The organism is Cryobacterium sp. PH31-AA6 (genome assembly GCF_030063195.1).
Classification (GTDB): Bacteria; Actinomycetota; Actinomycetes; order Actinomycetales; family Microbacteriaceae; genus Cryobacterium.
Genome location: NZ_JASISS010000001.1, coordinates 366,885 through 390,898 on the forward strand (window position 1 = coordinate 366,885; position 24,014 = coordinate 390,898).

At 69.4% G+C, this 24,014-nt stretch carries 18 protein-coding genes; 12 read left to right on the top strand and 6 right to left on the bottom strand.

All coding sequences use genetic code 11. From position 1 onward, the window contains the following. Nucleotides 1-34: 34 nt before the first annotated feature. Nucleotides 35-439 carry a type II toxin-antitoxin system Phd/YefM family antitoxin gene (locus tag QMG61_RS01640; protein ID WP_283492584.1) on the bottom strand — a complete coding sequence of 135 codons (405 nt, stop codon included), beginning with the start codon at nucleotides 437-439 and terminating at the stop codon, nucleotides 35-37. 157 nt (nucleotides 440-596) lie between these two features. Between QMG61_RS01640 and QMG61_RS01645 the strand changes: the two genes are divergently transcribed. After that, nucleotides 597-1,550, top strand: coding sequence for an AAA family ATPase (locus QMG61_RS01645; protein ID WP_283492585.1), 954 nt, complete (start codon nucleotides 597-599; stop codon nucleotides 1,548-1,550). A 15-nt stretch (nucleotides 1,551-1,565) separates the two neighbouring features. Next, nucleotides 1,566-1,856 (top strand): hypothetical protein, encoded by a 291-nt coding sequence (locus QMG61_RS01650; protein ID WP_283492586.1) that lies wholly within the window; start codon nucleotides 1,566-1,568, stop codon nucleotides 1,854-1,856. Between the two features lie 20 nt (nucleotides 1,857-1,876). On the opposite strand, the gene QMG61_RS01655 is transcribed toward QMG61_RS01650, so the two are convergent. Both QMG61_RS01655 and QMG61_RS01660 read right to left on the bottom strand, forming a co-directional pair. After that, nucleotides 1,877-2,704: a DUF429 domain-containing protein gene (locus tag QMG61_RS01655; RefSeq protein WP_283492587.1), complete on the bottom strand. Its 828-nt coding sequence runs from the start codon at nucleotides 2,702-2,704 to the stop codon at nucleotides 1,877-1,879. Between the two features lie 105 nt (nucleotides 2,705-2,809). Then, a complete protein-coding gene (locus QMG61_RS01660; protein WP_283492588.1) occupies nucleotides 2,810-3,559 on the bottom strand; it encodes an RNase H family protein in 750 nt (249 codons plus the stop codon). An 85-nt stretch (nucleotides 3,560-3,644) separates the two neighbouring features. On the opposite strand from QMG61_RS01660, the gene QMG61_RS01665 reads away from it, so the two are divergent. Continuing rightward, nucleotides 3,645-4,133: an NUDIX hydrolase gene (locus QMG61_RS01665; protein WP_283492589.1), complete on the top strand. Its 489-nt coding sequence runs from the start codon at nucleotides 3,645-3,647 to the stop codon at nucleotides 4,131-4,133. Nucleotides 4,134-4,372: 239 nt separating this feature from the next. On the opposite strand, the gene QMG61_RS01670 is transcribed toward QMG61_RS01665, so the two are convergent. After that, entirely contained in the window at nucleotides 4,373-5,554 is a 1,182-nt protein-coding gene (locus tag QMG61_RS01670; protein WP_283492590.1) for a MarP family serine protease, read from the bottom strand. Between the two features lie 187 nt (nucleotides 5,555-5,741). On the opposite strand from QMG61_RS01670, the gene QMG61_RS01675 reads away from it, so the two are divergent. Next, nucleotides 5,742-6,971: a DUF4192 domain-containing protein gene (locus QMG61_RS01675; protein ID WP_283492591.1), complete on the top strand. Its 1,230-nt coding sequence runs from the start codon at nucleotides 5,742-5,744 to the stop codon at nucleotides 6,969-6,971. A gap of 18 nt (nucleotides 6,972-6,989) precedes the next feature. Here the strand turns inward: QMG61_RS01675 and QMG61_RS01680 are convergent, their stop codons facing one another. Then, nucleotides 6,990-8,453, bottom strand: a complete 1,464-nt coding sequence (locus tag QMG61_RS01680) for an aspartate aminotransferase family protein (RefSeq protein WP_283492592.1) — start codon at nucleotides 8,451-8,453, stop codon at nucleotides 6,990-6,992. 3 nt (nucleotides 8,454-8,456) lie between these two features. Continuing rightward, nucleotides 8,457-8,939, bottom strand: coding sequence for an Lrp/AsnC family transcriptional regulator (locus QMG61_RS01685; protein WP_283492593.1), 483 nt, complete (start codon nucleotides 8,937-8,939; stop codon nucleotides 8,457-8,459). A gap of 211 nt (nucleotides 8,940-9,150) precedes the next feature. Here QMG61_RS01685 and QMG61_RS01690 point away from each other — a divergent pair, with 211 nt between their 5' ends. From QMG61_RS01690 to QMG61_RS01725, 8 genes are all read left to right on the top strand, one after another. Continuing rightward, entirely contained in the window at nucleotides 9,151-10,194 is a 1,044-nt protein-coding gene (locus QMG61_RS01690) for an FHA domain-containing protein (protein WP_283492594.1), read from the top strand. A gap of 40 nt (nucleotides 10,195-10,234) precedes the next feature. Further along, nucleotides 10,235-11,029, top strand: coding sequence for a PP2C family protein-serine/threonine phosphatase (locus QMG61_RS01695; protein WP_283492595.1), 795 nt, complete (start codon nucleotides 10,235-10,237; stop codon nucleotides 11,027-11,029). A 141-nt stretch (nucleotides 11,030-11,170) separates the two neighbouring features. Then, nucleotides 11,171-12,592: a serine/threonine-protein kinase gene (locus QMG61_RS01700; RefSeq protein WP_283492596.1), complete on the top strand. Its 1,422-nt coding sequence runs from the start codon at nucleotides 11,171-11,173 to the stop codon at nucleotides 12,590-12,592. After that, nucleotides 12,589-18,498: an Ig-like domain-containing protein gene (locus tag QMG61_RS01705; RefSeq protein ID WP_283492597.1), complete on the top strand. Its 5,910-nt coding sequence runs from the start codon at nucleotides 12,589-12,591 to the stop codon at nucleotides 18,496-18,498. Before QMG61_RS01700 ends, QMG61_RS01705 begins: the two co-directional genes overlap by 4 nt. Before the next feature lie 37 nt (nucleotides 18,499-18,535). Continuing rightward, on the top strand, nucleotides 18,536-19,507 hold the full coding sequence (locus QMG61_RS01710; protein WP_283492598.1) for an AAA family ATPase: 972 nt from the start codon (nucleotides 18,536-18,538) through the stop codon (nucleotides 19,505-19,507). After that, entirely contained in the window at nucleotides 19,504-20,964 is a 1,461-nt protein-coding gene (locus QMG61_RS01715; RefSeq protein ID WP_283492599.1) for a DUF58 domain-containing protein, read from the top strand. The genes QMG61_RS01710 and QMG61_RS01715 overlap by 4 nt, the downstream gene beginning before the upstream one ends. Then, entirely contained in the window at nucleotides 20,961-23,315 is a 2,355-nt protein-coding gene (locus QMG61_RS01720) for a transglutaminaseTgpA domain-containing protein (RefSeq protein ID WP_283492600.1), read from the top strand. Before QMG61_RS01715 ends, QMG61_RS01720 begins: the two co-directional genes overlap by 4 nt. After that, entirely contained in the window at nucleotides 23,312-23,986 is a 675-nt protein-coding gene (locus QMG61_RS01725) for an FHA domain-containing protein (RefSeq protein ID WP_283492601.1), read from the top strand. The genes QMG61_RS01720 and QMG61_RS01725 overlap by 4 nt, the downstream gene beginning before the upstream one ends. Nucleotides 23,987-24,014: the final 28 nt, after the last annotated feature.

Consider the following 24,014-nt stretch of genomic DNA (forward strand, 5'->3'; position numbering starts at 1 on the left):
GCTTGCTGGGCATCGCCCGCGAACCTGCCCGCAATCAGGTGGGTTCGTGCGCCGTCCGCCGCGCGAGTCCCGGCCGGGTCGCGCGCCCGGGATCGTCGACCGGCACCAGCCGGGCGACCTGCCTTCCGCGCCGGGTGAGCACGATCTCCTCGCCCGCCTCGACCCGGTCCAGCAGCACGCCCAGGTGCCACTTCGCATCTTGTGCCGACACGGTCAGGGGCAGGAGCCGGCCGGTGTCGGAGTGCAGCAACGGGTACGGGTCGTAGTCGGGATCCTGGTCGACGCCGTGGCGACCGTCGCGGGGACCGGGGTCGGGTAGCTCGGGTAGCTGGTCGAGATCGTCCGGGTAGAACATGGTCGGCTCCTCTCCATTGATGGATGCCTGGGCGCGCATGCCCGATCCGGTGACGGACGCCTGAGCACGGATGCCTGGATTCACGCTACTTCGATCGGCATTCCTCCGCTACCCGGAGACCTCGCCCGTCGCCCCGCTCGCCCCCTCGCGCTCGCTCGGCCGTTGAGGCTCGACCTCGACCGCTCGCCGGAGTAGCGTGAAACCGGATGCGGGCTCACCGCGGCCAGAAGACGGAGTCGTCATGTCGTCCCTGACAAACTACGGCCAGGCGATCGCCTCGACCACGATCGCGCTCCAGCAGTTGTTGACGTCGCCTCCGGTCGGCCTGCAGGCCACCGCGCGGGCGCCGGGCGAGGCCCGGACGGGCGTGACCGGGGCGTCGGTGAACCTGTTCCTCTACAGCGACAGCCTGATCAGCTACCGGGAAGCGAGCGCCCAGCACGGGCCGAGCCGGGTCATCGCCGAGTTGCACTATCTCGTCAACGCCTTCCCCGACGACGAGAGCGACCTGGATTCCGGCAGCCACCGGGCCTTCGGCGCCGCCAGGGCCGCCATCGAACGCCACCCCGTGCTCACCGTGCCCGTCGGCGCGGCGGACAGCATCCAGGTCTGGCTCACCCCGTCACCCCTGACCACGGAGGTGCTCACCGCGCTCTGGCTCGCCAGCCGGGAGCCGTTGCGCCTCTCCTTCGGGGTGATGGCGTCCTTCACCCTCGACGCGGCCGAACGGGTTGCCCTGGTCGGCACCGTGCACGACGTCGTGCAACTCGCCGGGGCGGGCGCGATCGCCGTGTTCAGTGGGTCGGATGCGGCGGCGAAGGCGGTCGCGGCGGAATCCGTGGCGCACGAGCTCGGCAAGCCGCTCGTGACCGTGCCGCTCGACTCGATCGTCGGTCGCGACATGGGCGAGACCGAGCGCAACCTGAGCGGATTGTTCGACCAGGCCGAGCATCGGGGGGCGGTCCTGCTCATCGACGAGGCGGAAGCGCTCTTCGGCGTGCGCCCCGAGGTGCTCGACGTCGAAGATCCCTATGCCGAGATCGATGTCGCCCAGTTGCTCGACCGGCTGGGCACGGCGCCCAGCGTCGTGATCATCGCCCTGCGGGATTCGGCGGGTGACGAACTCGCCGACCGCACCAGAGTCGAGGTTCGGTTCCCCTCCACCGACGGGGCGGAGTCGGCCGAGGTCGGCTGAGCCTACGCTGGCTGAATGCCCTCATTCCGCATCGAAATGTCCATCGGGGTGCTCAGGCCCGGCATCAGGCCGGATTCGGTGCTGCCCGCCGCGGCCGCCGCAGCCGCGGAACTGACCACGGTCGAGGCATCCGACCTCGCCGTCGTCGCGGGTTCGGCCTGGGCCACGGTGCGGTTCAGTGCCGACGACCCGGCCGACGCGCTCCGGATCGGCCGGGCCGTGCTCGAGGCCACCCAGGCTGTCGCCGAGCCGCTGTCCTGGCGGGTGACCGAGCGGGTGAAGTCACGCTGGCTTCCCGTGCGCTGAAACCGGCTGCCGGGTGCCGGTCAACGCACCCGCTCCCGGCGCTGTTCCGGCCGGGCCGGCGCGATGATCGTGGCCCGGTGCCCGTCGGGGGAGGCCGGGTCGTCGGCGCCGAGCACCTGGCTGCGCTCGGTGCCGTGGTGCCACCACAGTGACGCGGTCCAGGCGCTGACCAGCGCGTCGATGAGGTCTTCACGGTGTTTGTAGTCGCGGTCGAGAACCGGCGAGTGGGTGGTGACCAGGGCATCCGTGACCGGGTGGGAGGACAGGTCGAGCGGCGGCGTCGCGGTGCCCAGGCGCCAGAGCCGCTGGATGAGGTCGTCGCACACGAGCGCCCGGGCCGCGCGGCGCTGGTCGGGCGGCAGGGACACCCCCATCCGCTTGTACCGCGGCCGCTTGTCGTCGTAGCCGAATTCCTCGGCGCCGACCAGGGTCGTGTACGGGTAGCACTCGAAGAAACTGGCCGCGGCCGGGTCGACCGGTGACAGTCCGTCGGTATACGTCCAGCCGGATGCCTCGAGCCGGCGGCGAATCGACACGCCGCCCTGCCACGGGCGAGCGAGATTGGAGGCGTTCGCGGAGACGTACCAGCGGCCGTACCGGCTGCCGGTCTCGCGCTCGCACAGTCGCATCCCCGTGGCGTTGTTGACCACGAGAGGGGCATCGACCGCGAGCACGGCGCCCGGTTGCCACATCGTATCGATCCAGGCCAGCACCGCCGCGGTGCCCCTGGCCCAGCCCGCGTCGAGCACTCGGCCGTCCTCGTCGATGCAGGCAAGACCGGATTCGTTCGCCGGCCGCGTGGCCGTGCCTTCGGCCCAGGCCAGGTCAACCCCGAGGAATCGTGTCATGCGTCATGAATAGCACGAACGGGTGTCACCCGAAGTGGGCGTTCCGCCCCGTTTCCCCCTCCGGTTGTATCCGCATCGACGTCGGCGGGACCGCCTTCGGCCGGGTCAGATCAGGCCGCGCAGCAGCTCCTCCGAGCTGACCCCCAGGAGGTCGGCCCGTTCGGCCAGACGGGCGTGCTCGTCGACGGAGAGCGTCAGCGAGATGGTACGGCCGGGTGCGGCATCCGTCCGGTCCGCCGCGGACTCGAAGGAGAACAGCTCGGGATGCGCCGAGCCGGCCGCCGGCTTCGACGCCGGGGGTGCGGCGGGCGGGGACGCCTGCTTCGCGGGGCGCGAGGGCTTCTCGCGCACCAGAGCGGACGAGGTGTCGGGGGCCGGCACGAGATCGCCGGTGCGCACCCAGCCCGGTCCGGCCTTGAACGGGACCTTGCGCGCGAACGCTTCGGAGACGGCGCGGGCGCGCGCGTCCGCGGCCTCATTGAGTGGGTGGTTCGCGTGCCCCTTGACCCATTCGAACCGGTAGCGGCGGCCGATGAGGGCGGCGTCGATCTCCTGGAGCAGGTCGAGGTTCATCACGGGCTTCCCGTCGGCCTTGCGCCAGCCCTTGGCCTTCCAGCCCCGCATCCATTTCGTCACCGAGTTGATCACGTACTGGCTGTCGCAGAGCACCAGCAGGTCGTCCTCGAGGTGCGCGGTGGCGCGGAACAATTCCAGCACCGCCTTGAGCTCGCCCTGGTTGTTGGTGGCGTGTTCCCAGCCGCCGGCCCCCCAACAGAAGTCGTTGACGTACCACGCCCAGCCGGCCGGGCCGGGGTTGCCGAGGGCCGAACCGTCGGCGGCGGCGATGATGGTCATTGCTGGCCTTTCGTCTGGTCCCGTGAACCGGGACCCGTCCATTTTGTCACCGGCCCGGCCGAGAACCCGCCGCTAGGCTCATTTCATGGCCACTCCCGACTTCATCCTCGACCTCCGCGAGAGCATCGGACATGCCCCGCTCTGGCTGAGCGGCGTCACCGCGGTCGTCGTGCGGGGTTCGGAGGTGCTCCTCGTGCGTCGCGTCGACACCGGCCACTGGTCGTCCGTCGCCGGAGTCATCGACCCCGGCGAGGAACCGGCGGATGCGGCAGCCCGAGAGATCCTCGAGGAGGCCGGCATCGTCGCCGAGGTCGAAACCCTGGTCGGCGTCTTCGCCCGCGAGCCGCTCCGTTACGCCAATGGTGACCAGGCCCAGTATCTCGACCTCGTCTTCCGCTGCCGCTGGGTGAGCGGAGAGCCCACCCCCGCAGACGGGGAGAACACGGATGCGGCCTGGTGGCCCCTCGACGCGCTCCCGGCGCTGCCGGACACCCACGCCGAGCGGCTGCGGCTGGCGCTCTCCCACCAGGGCCCCGCGGCATTCCGCCGGGGTGCGGCCTGGGTCAGCCCCTGATGCAGTCCTCGGGGGCATTCCGCCGGGGTGCGGCCTGGGTCAGCCCCTGATGCAGTCCTCGGGGGCATTCCGCCGGGGCGCGGCCTGGGTCAGCCCCTGATGCAGTCCCCGGGGGCATTCCGCCGGGGTGCGGCCTGGGTCAGCCCCTGATGCGGTCCTCGGGGGCATTCCGCCGGGGCGCGGCCTGGGTCAGCCCCTGATGCAGTCCCCGGGGGCATTCCGCCGGGGTGCGGCCTGGGTCAGCCCCTGATGCAGTCCCCGGAGGAGACCGGGGCTGCCAGCGCAGCCGCCTGGGCGGCGACCGGGTCGACTTCTTCCATCGCGAGCGCGTAACCGACATTCTTGGTGACCGTGGACTTGGCGAAGATGACCCCGGCGACCTGGCCGGCCTCGCTCAGGAGGGGACCGCCGGACTCGCCGTGCTGCACGTCGGCCGCGAGGGTGTAGATCTGCCGCTGGGCCGGTTCCTTGCCGTAGATGTCCGCGACGAGCGCCGGGGCGACCGCGACCACCTGTGCCGGCGCGGAGTCGAACGGCCCGCCATACGGGTAGCCGTCGCTGACGGCCCGGCTCCCGACGGCCAGGTTGGGGCCGAGGTCGAGGGCGGGGGCGGCGAGCCCGGTCACGGCGATGACTGCCAGGTCGACGACCGGGTCGAAGTAGACGACCTGACCCGGCCTGGCGCTGCCGCCCGGCGTCACGACCATCGGCTCGGTCACGCCGGCGACGACGTGGGCGTTGGTGAGCACGCGATCCTCCGCGATGACGAAACCGCTGCCGGACTGGTTCTGCCCGCAGGCGTAGGCGGTTCCGGTGATCTTCATCACGGACTGCCGGGCCGCCAGGAGTGCGTCGCTGTCGGCGGTGACGGCGGGGATCGTCGGGACGGGACCGTTGAAGGCCTCGACCACCCGGGGAAGTCCTTCGCTGACGACGACCGAACGCAATTGCGCGAGGAACGCCTTGAGCGGGTCTGGCGTCAGCGAATCGATCGACCTGATCACGCCGGACGAGGCGATGGCGGGGGACAGCAGCGGCACGCCCAGCCCGCCGATACTGAACGCGAGCATCGACACGACGAGCGCGGATGCGACGACGGCAGCGCCGGAGCCGAGCATCCGGTCGGCCAGCCGCAGCTTGGTGCGGGCACCGCGCGGGCGCAGGGCCCGGCCGATCGAACCGCCCAGGGAAAGTCCGCCGACGAGGAGCACCCCCGCGGTCGCGAGCGTGGCAACCGTGCGCCATTCGGCGGCGGGAACCCAGGTGCCGACGAGCGGAACGAGGAAGTAGGCGGCGATGCCGCCCGCGATGAGCCCGACGATGCTGCTCAGGCTGCCGATCAGCCCGCTGCGGAACCCAGAGGCGAGATAGCTGACGAGCAGCAGAATCAGGAGGAGGTCAACAATCGTTGAACCCGGCATTCGTTGTCCTGCGCTTTCGTCGGTGTCGTGCGCTTCCCCACCGGCCGCATCTCTGTGATCAAGCGTACGGTGCCGCCATGGATGGGCGCCAGCCAGAGGCCTTATCCACAGGCACTCGGCAGGTCGAGTTGTCCACCGGATCGGCGTCGGCGCGCCGCCGGATCGACGGGCGGATGAGGGTTGCCGCATGAATAAGACAATCGTCAAGACCAGGCAAGCGCACGATTTCCTCGCGCTCGTACCCCAGCTCGTCGGATTCCTCCCGGAACGCAGCATGGTGCTCGTCGCCTTTCGCGGCAACCGCACCTGCGGGGCGATGCGGTTCAACCTGCCACCGGCCGGCGCCTCCCGTACCCTTCGGCAGGCAATCGCCTCCACGCTCGTCGGTACGCTGTGTCGGATCCCCGGGGTGGATGCCGTCGTGCCGGTGGTCTACACCGAGCAGACCTTCGCGTCGGTGCCCGGCCTGCCCGCGGAGCGATTCGCGGAGACCGTGTGTGCGCGGGCCGAACTCTCCGGCTTTCTGGTGCGCGACGCGCTGTGCGTCGCGCCGGACGGCTGGGGCTCCTACCTCGATCCGTCCTGCCCGGCCGGCGGGCACCCGTTGGCGGACATCTCCGGGTCGGAGGTGCACAGGGCCGTCCCCGCTGACGCACGTCGGGACCTGGCCAGCCTGCGCAGCAGGGCCGACCTTCCCCGGGTCGACGTCGCGGCCAGGGAGAAGGTCGGCCGCCGCCTGGCTCGCTACCAGAGGCTGGGCCGGAGCACGGAGACCGTGCCGGAGCTTCTCGACATGATCGGCGACGTCCTCGACCCCGTGGCCACCGCGGAGGCGACCCTGGGCTGGGATCCAGACGCCCTCGACCCAGACGACGTCGCGGTGCTGCTCTTCCTCGTGCAGGGGCCGGCCTGTCGTGACCAGATGATGCTGCAGTTCGCGTTCGGGGAGGCGGTCGGCGGCGCCACCCACAACCTCAACCTGCGCTACGCGGCCCTGCAGCGTGCAACGGGGCGGAGCATGGACGACATCGTTCGCGCCGAGCGCGAGCGGAACGGTGACGACGAGCCGGACGCGAAACAGGCCAGCGACCTCATGCTCGGGCTCACGGGAGTGCGTCCCGACCCGGACCGGATCGAACGGGCGGTGCGGCTGCTGCTGACCGTGGTCGCCCTGGCGCCCCGCCGGGCCAGGCCTGCCCCGTACTGCATGCTGGCCTGGTTGTCGTGGGCGATGGGTCGCGGTTCGGTGGCCGGCATCTTCATCGACCGGGCGCTGGCGGTCGACCCCCGCTATGGCATGGCGGGACTGCTCGACACGCTGGTTTCCTCCGGGTACCTGCCGGACTGGGCGTTCGCCGTTCCGTTCGACGAGGAACGGGAAACGGGGAACGCCCAGTCCGGCAAGAGCCGGGCTTAGACCGGTCGGTGGGCCGGGTTAGAGGTACTTCGGTGCCTCCGACAGCACCCCGTGCAGGATCTCACCGATCTCACGGAACTCGGCAGGGCCGATGGTGAGCGGGGGAGCGAGCTGCACCACCGGGTCGCCTCTGTCGTCCGCCCGGCAGTAGAGTCCGGCCTCGTACAGCGCCTTGGACAGGTAGCCGCGCAGGAGCCGCTCCGACTCGTCGTCGGTGAAGGTCTCCTTGGTCGCCTTGTCCTTGACCAGCTCGATTCCGAAGAAGTAGCCCTCGCCACGAACATCGCCCACGATCGGCAGATCGAGCAATTTCTCCAGCTCGGCGCGGAACAGCGGCGAGTTCTCCCGCACGTGCTCGTTGAGCTTTTCCTCCTCGAATATGTCGAGGTTGGCCAGCGCCACCGCCGACGAAACCGGGTGGCCGCCGAAGGTGTAGCCGTGGTAGAACGTCGTGTCCCCGTGCTTGAACGGCTCGTAGATGCGGTCGCTCACGATGGTGGCGCCGATCGGCGAGTAGCCACTGGTCATACCCTTCGCGCAGGTGATCATGTCCGGCTCGATCCCGAACGTGGTGGAGGCGAACATGTTGCCGATCCTGCCGAATGCGGTGATGACCTCGTCGGCGACCAGGAGTACGTCGTACTGGTCGCAGATTTCGCGGACGCGCTTGAAATAGCCAGGGGGCGGGGGGAAACATCCGCCGGAGTTCTGCACCGGCTCCAGGAACACCGCGGCGACGGTTTCCGGCCCTTCGAACTGGATCATCTCCTCGATCCTGTTCGCGGCCCAGAGGCCGAACTTCTCCACGTCGTCGCCGAGGCCGGAGCCCATCTCGTCCGCACGGTAGAAATTGGTGTTCGGCACCCGGAAACCGCCGGGGGTGACCGGCTCGAACATTTCCTTCATGGCCGGGATGCCGGTGATCGCCAGGGCGCCCTGGGGCGTGCCGTGATAGGCGACGTTGCGGGAGATGACCTTGTGCTTGGTCGGCCGGCCCTGCAGCTTCCAGTAGTACTTGGCCAGTTTGAAGGCCGTCTCGACGGCTTCACCGCCGCCGGTGGAATAGAAGACGCGGTTGAGGTCGCCGGGGGCGTAGGACGCCAGTCGGTCGGCCAGTTCGATCGCGTTCGGATGCGCGTAGGACCAGACCGGGAAGAAGGCCAGTTCTTCGGCCTGCTTGGCCGCGACCTCGGCGAGGCGTTTGCGGCCATGGCCGACGTTGACGGTGAACAGGCCGCTGAGCCCGTCGATGTATTTCTTGCCGTGAGAGTCCCAGATGTGGTGGCCGAGGCCCTTGGTGATGATCGGGACTCCGGCACCGGACTCCAGAACCGACTGGCGGGAGAAATGCATCCAGAGGTGGTCTTTCGCCTTCTGTTGCATCGCCGCGTTCTCGGCGTCGGTGTACACGGTGGGTGTTGCCTCGGTGGGTGTGGCCTCGGTGGGTGTTGACTCGGTGGTGTCAGGCGCTGTCAGTGTCATTTTTTATCGTGTTCCCCAGTTGTAGAGTTGCTTATGGAGCTTGAGATAGACGAAGGTCTCGGTGGAATTGACGCCCGCCAGGCTGCGGATCTGCGAGTTGAGCAGGGCGATGAGTTCGTCGTCGTCCTCACAGACCACCTCGACGAGCACATCGAAGGAGCCGGCGGTGAGCACGACGTAATCGACGGCCGGAATGGCCGCCAGCTGGTCGGCAAGGATACGGGCGTCGCCGCTGGCACGAATGCCGATCATGGCCTGGCGGTAGAAGCCGAGCTGCATCGGATCGGTCACCGCGACCACCTGCATGACGCCGGCCTCGGTGAGCTTCTGCACCCGCTGGCGCACCGCGGCTTCGCTCAGTCCGACCGCCTTGCCGATTTCGGCGTACGAGCGTCGTCCGTCGACCTGTAGCTGCTCGATGATCTTTTTGGAGACCTCGTCCAGTTGGGCCGGCTTCCCTGCCGTGCCGCGTCCGTTTCCGCTCATCCAGCGATTATGCCAGTGAGAATGCACTTCGGCAAGGGATTCCGTAGCGAAACGCTTGAAAAGCTGCGGATTCCAAGGTTCACTCCGGTTCGATCGGTACTTTGACGTGGCCGCCTCGATTCGGAAATAGGCGAGGCCGGACGAGACGCCGGATAATGAAGGAGTCGGGCGCGGAGAGGTTCGGTCGGACACTGGGCGGAAGGTCGGTTCCATGGCACGCGTTGGCTATCTGCTGGCCCCCGGGGAAGAAGCCGAGTGGACCTTCGTCGTCGGACGGGCATTCCTGGCGGCGATTCCGGCGAACGCGCCGGCCGAGGTGGCGAACGCGCTCGGCGCGCTGGCGGGCGAGGCGACTGTCGAGGCCGAGGTCGTCGTGGCACTCCTGCCGCTCGGCGGAGAGCTCGAGGTCGAGAGCTTCGCCGTCATCGTCCAGCGCGACGCCACCGATGACGACGGCGTGCCGGTTTCGGTGATCGTTCGAGGCGAGATCACCGTCGACGTCTTCTCGGTCGGCGGGTCACGGCGCTTCTCGGCCGGCGACATCCGTCCCTGGCTGCTCTCCGACTTCCGATCGGTGACCGGGCTCGTGATCGGCAGTCCGGGCCGTGCCGTCCTGCCCGCGGGGTTGCTCGACTCCGGGCGGCCCTTCCCGGGCGGCACGGTCACGGCGAGCCGACTGTTCTGGAGTTTCGTGGACCGGCCGGAGAGTATGGAGGCCACGATAATCCGGTCGCCGCGCCCTCCCGCCGTTGACGCCGACACGGTGCTCCGGGTGCCGCGCGTGCAGGCGGACACCGTCATCCTCACGCCGGGCGGTCTCAGGGCGGGGCGTGCGGCGGTCGCGGAGACCACGCTCGGCCGACCTGCCCCGTCCGGTTCGCCGGCCGGGCCGGACCTGCCCGCCCGTCCGCGCTACGGCCTCCGGCTGACGGACGGTACCGAGTTGCGCCTCGATACGGCGTGCCGGCTGGGCCGTCACCCCCGCCATGCCCGTGTCGCCGAGAGCCCAGTCCCGCGACTGATCGAGGTGGCCTCGCCGACCTCCGCCGTGTCCGGTACCCACCTGGATATCCGGCAGGTGGGTGACTCCGTGGTGGTCACCGATCTGGGCTCCACGAACGGCACCGTCGTCATCCTGCCTCGCCGGCGTCCGCAACGATTAGGGTCAGGTCAGTCGCAGACGGTGCTCGCCGGTACGAGAGTGGACATCGGGGACGGTAATATCATCGAGATCCTCCCTGCGAGCGGCGCCTAGCCGCCTCGGCATCCATGCGCCAATTTTGGAAGGCACAATCGTGACCCAGATTGGTCAGAGCTCAACCGGCTTCACGCTCGCGTTGCCCTCGGTGCACAAGAGCGTCACGCTGGCCTGGGCGGCACTGACCGATACCGGTCACCGGCGCGAGGTCAACGAGGACAGTCTGCTCTCCGAGCCCCCGATCTTCGCGGTCGCCGACGGCATGGGTGGGCACTCGGCCGGCGACGTCGCCAGCGCAGCCGTCGTCACCCGGCTGGCCGAATACGCCGGGCGCGCCTACCTCGACCCTGAAGCCATCAACGCGGCTCTCAGCCTGGCGGTCGAGGACATGGCCGCAGGCAAGGGCGTCACGGATCTGGGAACCGGAACGACGGTGACGGGTGCCACGGTCGCGGTCGTCTCGGGAGTGCCGCAGTGGATCGTCTTCAACATCGGTGATTCCCGCGTCTACCAACTCACCTCCGGCGTGCTCGAGCAGGTCACCACCGACCACTCGGTGGTGCAGGAACTCGTCGACGCCGGGCGCATCACCCGTGATGAGGCCGACGTGCACCCCCACGGCAACATCATCACCCGCGCGGTCGGGTTTCACGAACCGCCGGTTCCCGACTACCGGGTTCTCCCCATCCAGCCGGGCATGCGCCTGCTGGTCTGTTCTGACGGGCTCACCAAGGAACTCACGGCCTACGGAATCCGCCACTTTCTGATTTCGAACCCCAGATCGGCCGATGCCGCGAAGGCGCTCGTCGACGCCGCGCTCGAGAACGGCGGTCGTGACAACGTCACGGTGATCGTGCTCGATGTCGTCGATGTCGTCGACGTCGCGCCCTAGTTCTCCCCCCCAAAGTTGGGGTAGTCGCTTCCGCTCTCCGGCGGAGTCGTTGCTTAGACTTACCAGAGGCGCTCGTCGATTTACCCGTTCGACCTGCGTTCACAGCACGCTCGATACGCACCGTGAAACGGGGAGGCGCACATGGCACGACGATTGCCTTCAACGCCCCCGAACCTTCCGGGGTTCTCCTACCTCAGGGTGCTCGGGTCCGGCGGCTTCGCCGACGTGTTCCTCTACGAGCAGAACATGCCCCGGCGTCAGGTCGCCGTCAAGGTGCTTCTGGCCGAAATCGTGAACGATCACGTGCGCCAGCTTTTCCAGGCCGAGGCCAACCTGATGGCGCAGCTCAGCTCGCACCCGTCGATCCTGACCGTGTTCCAGGCGAGCGTCTCCGCGGACGGTCGGCCGTACCTGGTGATGGAGTACTGCTCATCCACCCTCAGCCAGCGCTACCGCGTCGAAGCGCTGTCGGTGCCCGAGGTGCTCAGGATCGGCATCAAGATCGCCAGTGCCGTGGAGACCGCCCACCAGAACGGTGTGCTGCACCGTGACCTCAAGCCGTCGAACATTCTTGTCACCGCCTACGGGCATCCGGTGCTCTCGGACTTCGGGATCGCGGCCACCCTCGGCGAGGTGGAGAGCTCCGATGCGATCGGGCTGTCGATCCCGTGGTCGGCCCCCGAGGTGCTCCTTGACGAAACGTCCGGGTCGATCGCCTCCGAGGTGTGGTCGCTGGGCGCGACGCTGTATTCGCTGCTGGCCGGACGATCCCCGTTCGAACTGCCCGGCGAGGAAAATGGTTCGGCCCAGATCATCGCCAGGATCAACAAGGCCAGGCTGACGGCCCTCAACCGGGCGGATGTCCCGGCCCGGCTCGAACTCATCCTCGCGAAGAGCATGTCCAGGCGTCCCGAGCTGCGCCAGCGCAGCGTGCTCGAACTGATCCGGGAGCTGCAATCGGTCGAGGCGGAACTGGGCCTGGCCCAAACTTCCCTCGAGGTCGTGATGGACGGGTGGGCGACGGACACCGTTGCCGACCAGACGGACAGGACCCGGATCACCGGGCTCAACTCGGTCGACGCCTATGCCGGCCGCCGCCGGCGCCGGAAGCCGCCGGCGGCACAGGGCGTGTCGCGCTCGGGTACCCGGTCTCCCGGCCTGACCAGCGGTGAATCCGTGACCCGGGCACATCGGCCCGGCCGGCGAACCGTCACCGTCTGGGCGCTTCTCGCGGCCGCCGTGCTCATCGTCGGACTGGCTGTCACCGCGGCGACGTTCCTGGTGCGTCAAGTCGGCTCGGGAATCCCGACGGTCAGCGATGTGTCCGGCGAGTTCCGGCAGGGCACCGTGTTGTTCAGCTGGGCCGACCCCGGCGTGCGCGACAGCGACAGCTATGTCGTGGCTCTGCGTACCGGCGAGAGCAGCATCCAGCGCGGCACCGAATTCAGCGTCGACCCCAAGGGGGAGCCGCGGGTCTGCGTCACGGTGACCGTCAACCGCGACGGCAAGGCCGGAACACCCAGCGGGGAGAAGTGCGTCGACACCGCTGGTGACGGCCCATGATCCGCAGATGGCTCGCCGCCCATCGGTCGCTGTTCGTGACGACGCTGAGCGGCACGGTCATTGTGGCCGTCATTGCCACCGTGGCGATCGTGTCGGGCGGCTACACCGCCCAGCGGCTTGATCTCGGCGACGCCGCCGTCTGGGTGACCAACGAGTCCCGTCAGGTGGTCGGCCGGGCGAACACGGCCGTGTTCGAACTCAACACCGTTGTCGCAGCGGGCAGTTCCCGACTCGACGTCGTGCAGCAGGGAGCGACGGTGCTGGTGCTCGACCGCGGCAACAACTCCGTCGACATCCTCGACCCGGCAACGGCGAAGGTCGCGGAGAGCGTTGCCCTGCCGCCGAAGGCGCCGGAGATCTACCTCGCCGGCGACCGGGCCGTCGTCGTCTCCAACGGCGACATCTGGAACCTCGCGGCGAACCGGCTCTCCACCTTCGACAGCATGGCCGAACCCGCCCTGTCCCTGGGTACCGGTTCCCTGGTGGCCGTGGACTCCGACGGGGTGACCTACGCCTTCACCCCGGCGACCGGAACGCTGTCCCGCCTCGACCCGTACGGCTCGGACGCGATACTTTCCACGGTCACCGTCGACGGCGGGCGCCAGGAGGACAGCTACCAGTTGACCAGCGTGGCCGGCCAGTGGGCGCTGTTCAACGCCTCGACCAGGCACCTCCTCCTGTCCGGCGCCGACGTCGACCTCTCCGGGGACATCCCCGCGGGTGACGGTGCTCTCCTGCAGGAGCCGAGCGTGCGCGGCGACCAGGTGCTGATCGCCCACCGTGGGGGCCTCGAGGCCGTCGACCTCGCCGGCGGGAGCGCTTCGATAGTGGTCTCCGGTCGGGCAGGCGCGCCGGTCGCCCCGGCCTCGGATGCCCGCTGTTCCTATGCGGCCTGGGGTGACGGCTCGGTGTGGCGGGACTGCGCCGGAGACCCGGCGGGCGACCGCACAAGCGCCCTCAGCGGTCTCGCGGGCGACGCCCGGCTTGCCTTCCGCCGGAACGGCACCGGGATGGTGCTCAACGATGCCCACAACGGAGCGACCTGGGCGGTGCAGCGAGGCAACGAACGCATCGACAACTGGGCCGAGCTGATCGAGACCAACCAGAACCAGCAACGGGTGGTCGAGAACAATGACGACACCCCGCCCGAGTTCGAGAAGGCCCAGGTTCCGCCGGTCGCCGTCGACGACGACTTCGGCGCGCGGCCCGGCCGCACCGTGACCCTGCCGGTGCTCCTGAACGATTTCGACCCGAACGGCGACGTGCTGGTGATCGACTCCCTCACGAACCTGCCGGCCGAGACCGGGCGGCTCGATCTGGTCGGGAACACGCAGCAGGTACAGCTGACGCTGGAACCGACGGCGACCGGCACGCTCAGTTTCGGCTACACCATCAATGACGGTCGTGGCGGCAAGGCCACGGCGACGGTCACCGTCGCCATCCGGGCCGACGCGGAGAACTCCGCCCCGGTGCAGAAGCGCGGCACCCACACCACCGTGCGGGCCGGGGGCCGGGTGACCAGCCAGGTGCTCGGCGACTGGGTCGATCCGGATGGGGACCCGATCTACCTCTCCGCGGCCACGGCCGTCGCACCGGACCAGATCAGTTCCACTCCGGCCGGAGCAGTGGTCTTCACCGAGGCCGGCACCGGCACCGGGACGGAGGCGAAGTCGATCGGCCTGGTCGTCTCGGACGGCCGAATGGACGGCGCCGGCACGCTCTCGGTGGCGGTCCGCCCGTCCGGGGCGGTGCCCATCGTCGCGGAGTCCTTCGTCGTCCTGGCCACGGCCGGCGCCGAGGTGACGGTGTCGCCGCTCGAGCATGTGCGCGGCGGGTCGGCGCCGTTACGGCTGAGCAGCGTGCCCGCAAAACCGGACGTGACCATCACCGCCGACTTCGACGGCGGCAGCTTCCGGTTCCTGAGCAAAGTGCTCGGCGTGCACGAGATCGAATACGCGATCACGGATGGCGCGCTCACGGCGACCGGGCGCATCCGGGTTGATGTGTCGGCCCCGCCCGACGCCAACAGCACTCCTATTACCGTGCCTCACACGGCATTCGTGCGCGGTCAGAAGGCCACAGTCATCGATGTCCTCGCCAGCGACATCGACCCGGCCGGTGGCGTGCTCCTGGTCACCGGCACGATGGACGTACCGGTCGAGAGCGGGCTGCGGATCGAGATCCTCGACCAGCGCATCCTCCGGGTCACACTGACGAAACCACTCGACGCCGGTTCGGCCGTGTTCGGATACCGGATCAGCAACGGCCTGGCCGAGGCCGAGGGCACCGTGACGGTGATCGAAATTCCGCCGCCGGCCCGGAAGCAGGCGCCCCTCGCCGTTCCGGACAGCGTTTCGGTGCGGGTCGGCGATGCAATCGACGTGCCCGTGCTGGCGAACGACGAACACCCCGACGGCGATGTCCTCACGCTCGACCCCACCCTGGCGACGCCCCTGCCGGCCGGGGCCGGCCTGCTCTTCGCCTCCGGCACGGTATTGCGCTACCTGGCCCCGAACACGACGGGCAACTTCACCGCCGTCTACCGGGTGAACGCGCCAGACGGCCAGTACGCCAATGCCGAGGTGCGCATCTCGGTCCGGGAAGCGGATCCGAACTCGAACAACCCTCCGGTGCCGAAAACCGTGACGGCCCGGGTGTTGGCCGGCGAGACCGTGCACATCCCCATCCCGCTGTCCGGCATCGATTCCGACGGCGACTCCGTGCAACTCGTTGGCCAGGAAACCAATCCCGACAAGGGCTCGGTCACCATCGGAGGCTCCGACTCGATCGACTACTCGGCCGGCGACTACTCGGCCGGCACCGACACCTTCACCTACTCGGTCGTCGACGCGCTCGGCGCCCGCGCCGTCGGCACCGTGCGGGTGGGGATCAGCCCGCGGCTGGACGGCGCCCGCAACCCGGTCGCCGCGCCGGACGAGGTGACCGTGCGCCCCGGCAGCAGAGTGGCCGTGCGTGTACTCGGCAATGACTCCGACCCGGACGGCGGAGCGCTGACCATCACCGGCGTCGAACCCACCGGCACCGGCGACGCCCAGGGAAAGGCCGTGATCGACGCCGACACCATCACCGTGCGCGCGCCGTCGACCGAGGGCCGGTACGGGTTCATCTACGAAATTCAGAACGCCCGCGGCGGCTCGAGCTCGACCTTCCTCACCGTCGTCGTGCGCGCGGATGCCCCGCGCTCCCGGCCGGACGCAAACGACACCCACCTGACGCTCACCGACGTTCTCGACCGGAGCACGATCACCGTCGACGTGCTCGCCAACGTCTTCTTCGCCGACGGCCCGGCCCGCAGCCTTCGACTGAGCGTGCCGGCCGGTTTCTCGAGCGTCGCCGAGGTGACGAGCAACGACCTCGTGAAGGTCAGGGTCGGTGAATCCAGCCAGATCATTCCGTTCGAGGTCGCCAACCCCGACGACCCGAGCATCCTCTCCTACGCGTTCATCTGGGTTCCCGGCTCGAACGACGCCCTGCCTCAGCTGCGGAAGGGGATGCCCCCGCTCACGGTGCGGAGTGAATCAACCCTCACGATCAACATCAACGACTACGTCGTCGCGGTCGGCGGCCGTCGGGTACGCCTGAACGACCGAAGCCTGGTGCAGGCGACTCGCTCGGACGGCGCCGATCTGGTTTCCTCCGACACCCGTCTGGTGTTCACCAGCAGTGACAAGTACTACGGACCGGCGTCGATCTCCTTCGAGGTGACGGACGGCACCAGAGCCCAGGATCCGGACGGCCGCACCGCGACGATCGTGCTGCCCATCGAGGTCGCCCCACGCGAGAACCAGCCGCCCGACTTCGCGGGGGCCGTGCTCGATTTCGAGCCTGACCAGACGAAGGTGATCGACCTGACCAAGCTCACCGCGTACCCGTACCCGAAGGACCTGGCCGAACTGACCTATACCGTGCTTGAGCCTCGTCCCGTCGGGTTCAGCTACACCCTCGACGGGCAGCAGCTCACCCTGCACGCCGCCGAGTCCACGCCCAAGGGCGGCCGCGGCGCGATCACAATCGGGGTGCGGGACGGCGTCAACGCCGGAAAGGCGGGCCGGATCGAGATGAGTGTCGTCGCGTCGACCCGCCCGGTCGCGATCCCGGCCGCCGACGCCGTCGTGGCCCTGCGCGGCCAGAGCACCGTCGTCGACGTGCTCGCGAACGACGGGGCCACTAACCCATTCCCGGCGGTGCCGCTTCGCGTCCTGGCGGTGCGCGGCGCTGACGGGGCGGGGGTTCCCGCGGGGGTGACGATCACGCCCAATGCCGACAACAGTCGACTGACCGTCAAGGTGGCGGCGAGTGCCGCCCCGACGGACACGAACCTGCAGTACCAGGTGGCGGACGCCACCGGCGACCCTGCCCGGTTCGCCTGGGGCTCCGTGCGCATCTCTGTGCAGGACAAGCCGGACCCGGTGTCCAGCCTGCGGGTGACAGCATTCGCGGACCGTCGGGTTTCGGTCGCGTTCAACGCGGGATCATCGAATAACTCCGCCATCTCCGGCTACCAGATCTCCCTGGTCAGCGTCGCGACGGGTGCCGTGGTCGGCAGCTCCATCTGCCAGGCCACCGCCTGCGAACTGGCGACCCCCGGCAACGGCCAGGGAAACGCGGTGCGGGTCTCCGTTGCGGCCCAAAACGGCATCGGGCTCTCCCCGGCCACGGTCCTCGACGCCCCGGTCTGGTCCGACGTCGTTCCGCCGGCCCCGACCGGTCTGGCCGCCGCGCCCCTCGATTCGGGGCTGCGTCTGAGCTGGAGGGCTGTCGCGCCGACCGGAGGCGGCACGGCGATGCGAGGATACGTCGTGACGGTCGGCGGGGTCGCACAGGATGAGGTGAGCGCATCCGGTGCGTCCTGCACTGCCACGACCTGCTCGATCGACGTCGCCGGTCTCGCCAACGGAACCGATGTCCCCTTCACCGTCAGTGCGCGCAACGACGCCTACCCGGCGCTGTCGACCTGGAACTCCTCGACCGCGAGCGGACGCCCGTTCGGTGCGGCCCGCGCCGGCGCGATCACCGCGAATGCCGTGAACGCGAGCGGTTCGGTCACCGTGAGTTGGGATCCGTTCGATGGCCGCGGTGACGCCATCGGCGGGTACTTCGTGCAACGCGTCAGTGCCGACCAGCTGCCCACCGACGCCCAGGCCTGTTCGGTGACCAGCCCGGCCCCCGGCAGCCTGGAAGCTCCGGTCCGGGGCGGTCTCGTCGCCGAGCAGAAGACCGTCGACGCCGGCAGCACCTCCGTCGTCTTTGACAAGTTGCTGGCCGACAACGGGCGCTATTACTTCGTCGTCTGGGGGTACAACCGGGCGGGATGCGCTCCGACCGCCGTGGCGACCGTGCTCGTGCGCCAGGCGCCGGGCGAGATCGGCTCCGTGACCAGTCCGATGGCCATGAATGGTGATTCCTGGGACCTCCGCATCGACGGGGCCAGTCCCAGCGCGGGTGTCGACCATTACAACATCCGTGGCGTCGACGCAGCCGGCAACCCCATGCCGTGGACCGATGTCACCTTCCCGTCGACGCAGTGGCCGCGGGCGCCCCTGGGCTTCAGCTTCGGTGAGGTCGTCCGCTTCCAGGTCCAGGCCTGTAGCGCCTGGGGCTCTTGCGGCACCTGGTCAGGGACGTACCCGGCGACGCCGGAGCCCTCGCTGAGCTTCACCGTGGATGGACTGGTTTACACTCCGGAGAGCGGTGTCTTTGCCTGGACGAACGGCCCGGGCAACAAGGGGCTCCCGGCGAGCTACGAGTGCCTCGTGCCCGGCGACCCGTCGGTGACCCCGGTGGCCGGCCAGGCGACCACCTGCATCCTGCCGTCGCCGCAGCCGGCCGGCACGGTACGGCTGACCGTCACGGTCAACGGCCACAGTTTTTCCTACGACAAATGAGCCGGATTTCCATGCACCGAACGAAAGTGACCACCCCATGACGATGACCGCGGAGCAGGCCACCCAGTTCGCCGACGTGTTCGACCGGCTCGTGAACGGGGTGGAAGGGGTGCTGCTCGGCAAGCACCACGTGATCCGGATGTCGTTCACCGCGCTGCTCAGCGGCGGCCACCTGCTGCTGGAGGACGTGCCGGGAACGGGCAAGACCTCCCTCGCGCGCGCCATCGCGCAGAGCGTGCGCGGCAGCAGCAACCGGATACAGTTCACCCCTGACCTCCTGCCTGGCGACATCACCGGGGTGAGCATCTACGACCAGCGCAGCGGGGCCTTCGAGTTTCACCGTGGCCCGATCTTCGCCAACATCGTGCTCGCCGACGAAATCAACCGGGCCAGCCCGAAGACCCAGTCGGCGCTGCTCGAGGTGATGGAAGAAGAACAGATCACCGCGGACGGCGTGACCCACCCGGTCGCGGCACCGTTCATGGTGATCGCCACCCAGAACCCGATCGAGCAGGCGGGTACCTATCGGTTGCCGGAGGCCCAGCTCGACCGGTTCATCATGAAGGCATCGATCGGTTACCCGGACCACTCCTCGACGATCCGGATTCTCGAGGGGGCCGGGCTGCGCGCGCACGAGACGGTGGTGCCGCCGATTGTCTCCTCGGAGACCGTTGTCGAGCTCGCGGCCCTCGCCCGCACGGTTTTCGTGGACGCGACCATCAACGATTACGTCGCCCGGCTGATCGAGGCAACGCGCACCAGCATCGAGGTGCGGCTGGGCGTGAGCGTGCGTGGCGCCCTGGCCCTGATCCGCACCGCCAAGACCCTGGCGGCCGCAAACGGCCGCCACTACGTCATCCCGGACGATGTGAAGGAGCTGGCGGAGACCGTGCTGGCCCACCGGCTGGTGCTCGACCCTGAGGCCGAGTTCGACGGCGTCACGCCGTCGAGCGTGATCGCGCGGATCCTGATCGAGACCCCGCCGCCCAGCGACAGGCCAATTGTGTGAGCCGGATCAGTGACGCCAGGATCGGTGACGCCAGGATCGGTGACGCCAGGATCGGTGACGCCAGGATCGGTGACGCCAGGATCGGTGACGCCAGGATCGGTGACGCCAGGATCGGTGACGCCCGGATCGGTGACGCCCGAACCCCGGTGAGCCGGCCCGGCCGGGTCGATGCCTCCGCGGTGCAGGGCCGACTGGCCGGCGCGATCTCGCGCGCGGTGCGAGCCTGGCGAGCCATCGGCGCACTCGGCGAGACCGCAGGCGGCTTCGTCGCCTCGGTCGTGACCCCACTCGGCTGGAGCATCCTGGCCGTCGTGTTCGCCTCGTTCCTCTTCGGCTACGGCGTCGGCTGGACCGAGCTCGTCGTGATCGCCTGGTCGGGGCTCGTCCTCGTCATCGCGGCCTTCTGCTTCCTGATCGGACGCAACTCCTACGAGATCCACCTCTCCCTGCCGGTCGACCGGGTCGTCGTCGGCACGCAGGTCCCCGGGGAGGTGTCCGTGGTGAACCCGACCAGGCAACGGCTCCCCGGAGTCGCCGTCGAGGTGCCGGTCGGCGCCGGTCTGGCCGAATTCGCCATGCCGGGCCTGGCCCGCGGCGGCAGCTTCGACGACGTCTTCATCGTGCCGACAACGCGTCGCGGCGTGATCCCGATCGGCCCGGTGCGCACGGTGCGCGGTGACCCGATCGGGCTGCTGAGACGGGAGATCGTCTGGGCCGAACGAGTCGACCTGTTCGTGCACCCGCGCACCATCCCGATCCCGAGTATGAGCACGGGATTCATTCGAGACCTTGAGGGCAACCCGACCAGGGACCTGACCAACAGCGACGTCTCCTTCCACGCCCTGCGCGAGTACGTGGCCGGTGACGAGCGACGCAGCATCCACTGGAAGAGCACGGCCAAGACCGGCCGCTACATGGTTCGGCAATACGAGGAGTCGCGGCGGAGCCACCTGATGGTAGCCCTGAGTCTGGCTGAGTCCGATTACGAGACCGACGACCAGTTCGAGATGGCCGTCAGCGTCGCCGGGTCGCTCGGCGTCCGGGCGATCCGCGATGCGCGAACGGTGTCTGTGGTGGCCAGTGAGGTGACGGCGGGGAGCAGTCGGCGCCGGGCATCCGCCGTGCGCACCCTGAGCACGCTCACCCGCACCCGCCTGCTCGATGACCTGAGCCGGATCGAGCTTTCCGGCGCGGCCCTGCCGGTCAGTGACCTGGCGAAGGCCGCGGCCGACAAGGTCGCCGGGATCTCCGTGGCCTTCCTGGTGACCGGGTCGTCGTCGAGCCTGACCGACCTGCGCGCGGCCGCACATCGCTTCCCGGCCGGGGTGGAGGTGGTCGCCGTCGTCTGCGACCCGGAGACCGTTCCCAGCCTCAGGCGCGTTGCCGAGCTCAGCGTGCTCACCATCGGCTACCTGGACGATCTCCAGCAGAGCCTGGCCAGGGCGGCCACCAGATGAGCGAGCGCAGGGAGGCCAGGCAGGCCCGCGGGCCCCGCACCGGCTGGAGCTTCATCCTCGGGAACACGATCGGCCTGATGGTCGGCATCTTCATCGCGGCGACCGCGCTGTGGCCGGTTTACCAGAGTGTGGACTTCGTCGTGCTCGTCGTCGTCGCGTTCGCCCTGGGCGCCCTGGTCGCGGTGGCCGGAGCGGTCTTCCGTTGGCCGGCCTGGCTGGTCGGCCTGGCGCTGATTGCGGTGTACCTGCTCGTCGGCGTCCAACTGGCGATCCCCGGCGAGGCGGTGAACCGATTCCTGCCCTCTCTCCAGGGGATGCGCGACCTCGTCGGCGCCACCGCCCTGAGCTGGAAGCAGCTCGTGACGATCGTTCTCCCGGTCGGCTCCTATCAGGCGCTGCTCGTGCCCGCTTTCATCCTCGTCCTGCTCAGCACCGTGGTGGGCCTGTCGATTGCGCTGCGCTCACGGATCGGCGAGCTCGCCGTGCTCGCGCCCGCGGCGCTCTTCATCGCCGGAATCGCCCTCGGCCCGACACGGGCGGCCACCCCGATCGAATCCGGCCTGGGACTCTTCGTGGCGCTGCTCTTCTGGCTGCTCTGGCTGCGGTGGGTTCGTCGGCAGGCGATCGTGCGCCTCGTGGCCCAGCAATCCCGTCGCACGGTCGAATCCTCCGCCGACCGGCGTCTCGGCGCGGCCAGGCGGTTGGTCAGCGCCGCCCTGATCATCGCCGTGGCCATCGCGGCCGGCACGGTCGCGGCGATCGCCCTTCCCGCGGGCGTTCCCCGCGACGTGGTGCGCGCCCGGGTGCAGCAACCGTTCGATCCGCGCAGCTATCCCAGCCCGCTCAGCGCATTCCGCGGCTACCTGCAACCGGGGGCGGCCGACGAAGTCCTGCTCGAGGTGCAGGGGCTCCCGGCCGGCGCGCGCCTTCGGCTCGCGGCGCTGGACAGCTACGACGGCATCGTCTACTCCGTGGGGAGCGCGGAGGTGAGTAGCGCGTCCGGCTCCTTCACCCGTCTGCCGGACCGCCTGGACCAGTCGGCGCTCGGCGGGCAGCAGGTTACCCTCGAGGTGAGAGTCGACGGGTACGACGGCATCTGGGTTCCCGGAGCCGGGCGGCTCGAACGGATCACCTTCGCCGGTTCGACGGCGGTGACCCGCTCCGACGCGTTCTTCTACAACGACAACAGCGGGACGGCCGCCGTGCTCACCGGTCTGGCCAGGGGCGACCGCTACCAGAGCGTGGCCGTGTTGCCCCGGGAACCGGAGGCCCTGGCCTCCCTCCGTCCGGGAACGGCCGTCCTGCCGCCGATCGGCGTTGTTCCGGACGATCTGGAACAGGCTTTCACCCGATACGTGCGGCCGGGGGACCCTCCCGGAGTCCAGTTAAAGGCCATGCTAGACGGCCTGAAAGTGGAAGGCTACGTCAGTCACGGCGTTGGCGCAGACGAGCCGTCCAGCCGCTCCGGACACGGTGCCGACCGGATCAGTCAGCTCTTCACCGACCAGCCGATGCTGGGCGATGCCGAACAGTATTCCGTGGCGGCGGCGCTCCTGGCCAGGCGGCTCGGATTCCCGGCCAGGGTCGTGGTCGGTTTCGCACCCCTGTCCTCGGGCGGGACGGTGAGCGTCACGGGCGCCGACATTTCGGCCTGGATCGAGGTCCAGTCTTCCGACGGACGGTGGGTCACGATCGACCCGAACCCCCCGGTTCGAGAGATCCCGGCGAAGCAGCCGGACAAACCGATTGTCGTATCACGCCCCCAATCGGTCGTTCCCCCGGCCATCCCCGACGTCGCCGAGCAGCGCGACCTGACCCCGCCCGAGAGCACGATCGAGGACCCGCCGGCACCGCTCGACCCCTTCCTGGCCTTCCTGCTCGCCGCGGCCACCGTGGCTGGCTGGACCATCCTCGGTCTGGGGGTTCTCGCCGCCCCGTTCCTGCTCATCGTCGCGGCCAAGGTCAGACGCCGGCGGCTGCGCCGAACCCTGGCGGCGCCCCTGGACCGGATCCGCGGCGGTTGGCGGGAATTCGCCGACACGGTCCTCGACTACGGCATCGACGTTCCCTCCGGTGCGACCCGGAACGAGGTCGCCGAGACCGTGGGCGGTCAGGGGCCGCGCGCCTTCGCCGCTGCCGTCGACCGGGCGGTATTCGCGCCGGACCGGCCAGGGACCACGGACGCCGACACCGTCTGGGCGGCCGTCGCAAAGCTTCGGGCGGGGCTGTCAGCCGGGAAGAAGCGCCGGGACCGGCTCGCCGCCCTCGTCTCGCTTCGCTCGCTTGGTCGGTACGCTGGAGGGGCAACCGGTAATCGGTCGACGCGGGGCAAGGGAGGATCGGCGACGTGAACTGCCTGATCTGTGGTGCCCGGCTGCCGACCGGTGCCATGTTCTGCGGCGAATGCGGCAGTTCGAGCACCGCGACGCCGAAAACCCGCAAGCGTCCCGACCCTCGCCCCAGCGACACCACGATCATCCAGCCGCTTCCGCGCCAGCCCGTCGTCATCTCGGTTCCCCTCGGCGCCGACGGCCGGGTCCAGCAACCGACGCCCGTTGTCGCCGCCCAGCCGGCTCCGACCGAGCCTCCACCCGCCGCGCCGGCCGCCCCGCGGCCCCCCGCGCCGCCGGTCGCCCCGCCGCTTGCCCCTCCGGTCATGCGGGCCGCCGCGCCGCCGGACATTGCGCCGCCGCGCGCGTCGCTCTTCGTCCTGCAGTTCAGCACGGGGGAGACGGTGTCGACCCAGGGAACCGGGCTGATCGGCCGTCGCCCGCTGCCCCAACCGACCGAGCGTTTCGACACCCTGGTGCAGGTCAACGACCTGGGCATGTCCGTGTCGAAGAGCCACCTCGAGTTCGGCCAGCATGAGGGCGAGTTCTGGGTCAGCGACCGGTTCTCCGGAAACGGCACCATCGTGCGTCGCCCCGACTCGACCTCGATGCGCTGCGAGCCGGGTCGCCGCTATCTCGTGCCTCGTGGTTCGAGGGTGGAGATCGCCGACCAGTTCTTCATGGTCAACTAGCGCAATCCCTCCCCATTCCGGCCAGGTG

Coding starts and splice junctions, on each gene's coding strand:
- QMG61_RS01645 (WP_283492585.1), top strand. CDS start 597: ATGTCGTCCCTGACAAACTACGGCCAGGCGATCGCCTCGACCACGATC.
- QMG61_RS01650 (WP_283492586.1), top strand. CDS start 1,566: ATGCCCTCATTCCGCATCGAAATGTCCATCGGGGTGCTCAGGCCCGGC.
- QMG61_RS01655 (WP_283492587.1), bottom strand. CDS start 2,704: ATGACACGATTCCTCGGGGTTGACCTGGCCTGGGCCGAAGGCACGGCC.
- QMG61_RS01660 (WP_283492588.1), bottom strand. CDS start 3,559: ATGACCATCATCGCCGCCGCCGACGGTTCGGCCCTCGGCAACCCCGGC.
- QMG61_RS01665 (WP_283492589.1), top strand. CDS start 3,645: ATGGCCACTCCCGACTTCATCCTCGACCTCCGCGAGAGCATCGGACAT.
- QMG61_RS01670 (WP_283492590.1), bottom strand. CDS start 5,554: ATGCCGGGTTCAACGATTGTTGACCTCCTCCTGATTCTGCTGCTCGTC.
- QMG61_RS01675 (WP_283492591.1), top strand. CDS start 5,742: ATGAATAAGACAATCGTCAAGACCAGGCAAGCGCACGATTTCCTCGCG.
- QMG61_RS01680 (WP_283492592.1), bottom strand. CDS start 8,453: ATGACACTGACAGCGCCTGACACCACCGAGTCAACACCCACCGAGGCC.
- QMG61_RS01685 (WP_283492593.1), bottom strand. CDS start 8,939: ATGAGCGGAAACGGACGCGGCACGGCAGGGAAGCCGGCCCAACTGGAC.
- QMG61_RS01690 (WP_283492594.1), top strand. CDS start 9,151: ATGGCACGCGTTGGCTATCTGCTGGCCCCCGGGGAAGAAGCCGAGTGG.
- QMG61_RS01700 (WP_283492596.1), top strand. CDS start 11,171: ATGGCACGACGATTGCCTTCAACGCCCCCGAACCTTCCGGGGTTCTCC.
- QMG61_RS01705 (WP_283492597.1), top strand. CDS start 12,589: ATGATCCGCAGATGGCTCGCCGCCCATCGGTCGCTGTTCGTGACGACG.
- QMG61_RS01710 (WP_283492598.1), top strand. CDS start 18,536: ATGACGATGACCGCGGAGCAGGCCACCCAGTTCGCCGACGTGTTCGAC.
- QMG61_RS01720 (WP_283492600.1), top strand. CDS start 20,961: ATGAGCGAGCGCAGGGAGGCCAGGCAGGCCCGCGGGCCCCGCACCGGC.